Below are 2,102 nucleotides of genomic sequence, written 5' to 3'. Positions count from 1 at the left end.
CTCCTTTGAGGTCTTAGGACCGTATGAAGGCATAACCATGTGATTAGCTCTTAAAAGGTATGCGTATTTTGAGAGCTTGTTGACATCAAGAGTATCAATGCGACGTTCTACTGGATTCTCCTGATTGAAAGGTACGGCATAGATTTCGTTTTCCTCAACATTCAGTGAAAACTGTGCATGAGCGTAGGGAATCATTATTCCCAGAACAGCAGCGGTCAAATTTTTTGAATTTAGGATCAATTAAGCTACCTTTCAGTTGGTTAAAGCCTCTTTAACTGAATTCAGATCAGGCTTAATGTTTAAAATAAGGTCAAAGCCTGAAAGTTTGAAGATGTCATAAACGTTCTTGGTAAGTCCGCATAAGAATAGTTTTTTACTATTATTTTTGCAGTTTTTTGCTGTTTTTAGAATTACACGCAAACCTGCTGAACTGATGTATTCTAATCCGGTAAGCTCTAAGATCAGTGAACTTTTACTGTCATTTAAGGTTAAAGGTTCAACTTTTTCTTCAAGCTCAGATGAGCTTATTGCATCAAGTCTTCCTTTTAGACTGATTATTTCTGTTCCATTCATTGAACTGTCATTCAGATGGATTTCCATTTATTTTCCTTGTGGTTATGTAATTGTCGGTGGTTATTTTACCAAAATGTAAAAAAATTATAGTTACATTTTTTTCTTTAATTTCAGAGCATAAAGAATAGCTTTTTTCATAAGATTTTTGGTATGTGGAATTTTGCAGCAGAAATTAATAATTCTTCTTGTTTAAATGAAATAAAAAAGTTGTTTACATTAAAAGTCCCAAAAAAGGCAATATGTAACACAAATCTCATTTTTTGCTACATAATAGTGCGCTAAACCATGTTTTCTTTGATTATTAAGCCTTTTTTACGTATCATAAACTCATGCAAGAGTGTTATTTATTTGCTCTAGTGTAGTGCATTAACACTCTTTATCTGATTTCTGGAGATAAAAATGGAAAAGAAAAAGTCATTTGGCCTAGCCTGGATGATGCTTCTGGGTTTAGTACTTGGTACTGTTTTCGGTACATTTATTAGTGAAAGTTTTGCTACAGATTACATCAAGCCTTTTGGTGATCTGTTTATTAGACTGATTCGTATGGTTGTGGTTCCTCTGGTATTTGCAACCATTATTTCAGGTGTTGCCGGTATCGCAGATATCTCAAAGCTTGGTCGTGTTGCTGTTAAGACTCTTCTTGTTTATGCATGCACTACCGGTGTTGCGGTTATTTTTGGTCTTATCATTGCTCAGTTAGTTCATCCTGGAACCGGACTTAATTTCTCAACAGATGGTTTAACTATCAATGAGGTTAAGGCTCCTGCACTTAAAGATACTCTTTTGAACATTGTTCCTATGAATCCTTTTGATGCACTGTCAAAGGGCTCAATGCTTCAGATCATTTTCTTTGCTGTGTTCTTTGGTTTTATCCTGGCTTCAATGGGAGAGAAAGGTAAGAGCCTGAATAGTTTCTTTGAAAGCGTTGGCGAAGTTATGATCAAGATGACCAATGCCGTTATGCATTATGCTCCTATCGGTGTTTTCGCTCTGATCGCTTTCACTGTAAGTAAGCATGGTCTTGCTGTGCTGCTTCCTCTGCTAAAGCTGGTTCTGTGCTCATTTGTTGCAACCGCTTTATTCTTCGTGGTGGTTTATATTCCGATTGTACGCGTTTACGTTGGAATTCCTTTAAAGCGTTTCTTTAAGGATATAGCAGAGCCTTGGATTATCGGTTTCACCACCTGCTCATCAGCAGCTGCTCTAGCATCAAATCTTGTAGCAACCCGTAAGCTAGGTGCAACTAAGGCAATTGCTTCTTTCTCTATTCCATTAGGTAACACCATTAACATGAATGGAACTTCCATTTATATGGGTGTTTGTGCAGTGTTTGCTGCTGAAATCTATGGTATCGATCTGACCATGGTCGATCAGGTCACTATTGTTCTGATGGGTATTGTTGCTGCAATCGGTACCGCAGGTGTTCCTAGTGCTGGTCTAATCATGATGAGCGTGGTATTTACTCAGGTTGGTATCCCTCTTGAGGCTGTTGCTCTGATTGCAAGTATTGATCGTCTGCTGGATATGAT

General features: G+C 37.5%; 3 protein-coding genes. 1 reads left to right on the top strand and 2 read right to left on the bottom strand.

Going from position 1 to position 2,102, the window contains the following annotated elements:
* On the bottom strand, positions 1–240 hold a 240-nt coding region (locus tag QZU45_RS12300; RefSeq protein ID WP_295355710.1), incomplete at its 3' end, for a hypothetical protein.
* Between the two features lie 12 nt (positions 241–252).
* Positions 253–600 (bottom strand): STAS domain-containing protein, encoded by a 348-nt coding sequence (locus QZU45_RS12295; RefSeq protein WP_295355708.1) that lies wholly within the window; start codon positions 598–600, stop codon positions 253–255.
* A 372-nt stretch (positions 601–972) separates the two neighbouring features.
* On the opposite strand from QZU45_RS12295, the gene QZU45_RS12290 reads away from it, so the two are divergent.
* Positions 973–2,102 (top strand): dicarboxylate/amino acid:cation symporter (locus QZU45_RS12290; RefSeq protein WP_295355706.1); only part of this gene is annotated, 1,130 nt, incomplete at its 3' end.

Source organism: uncultured Succinivibrio sp., assembly GCF_902756765.1.
Classification (GTDB): Bacteria; Pseudomonadota; Gammaproteobacteria; order Enterobacterales; family Succinivibrionaceae; genus Succinivibrio.
This window is presented reverse-complemented; position numbering and strand designations above follow the sequence as displayed.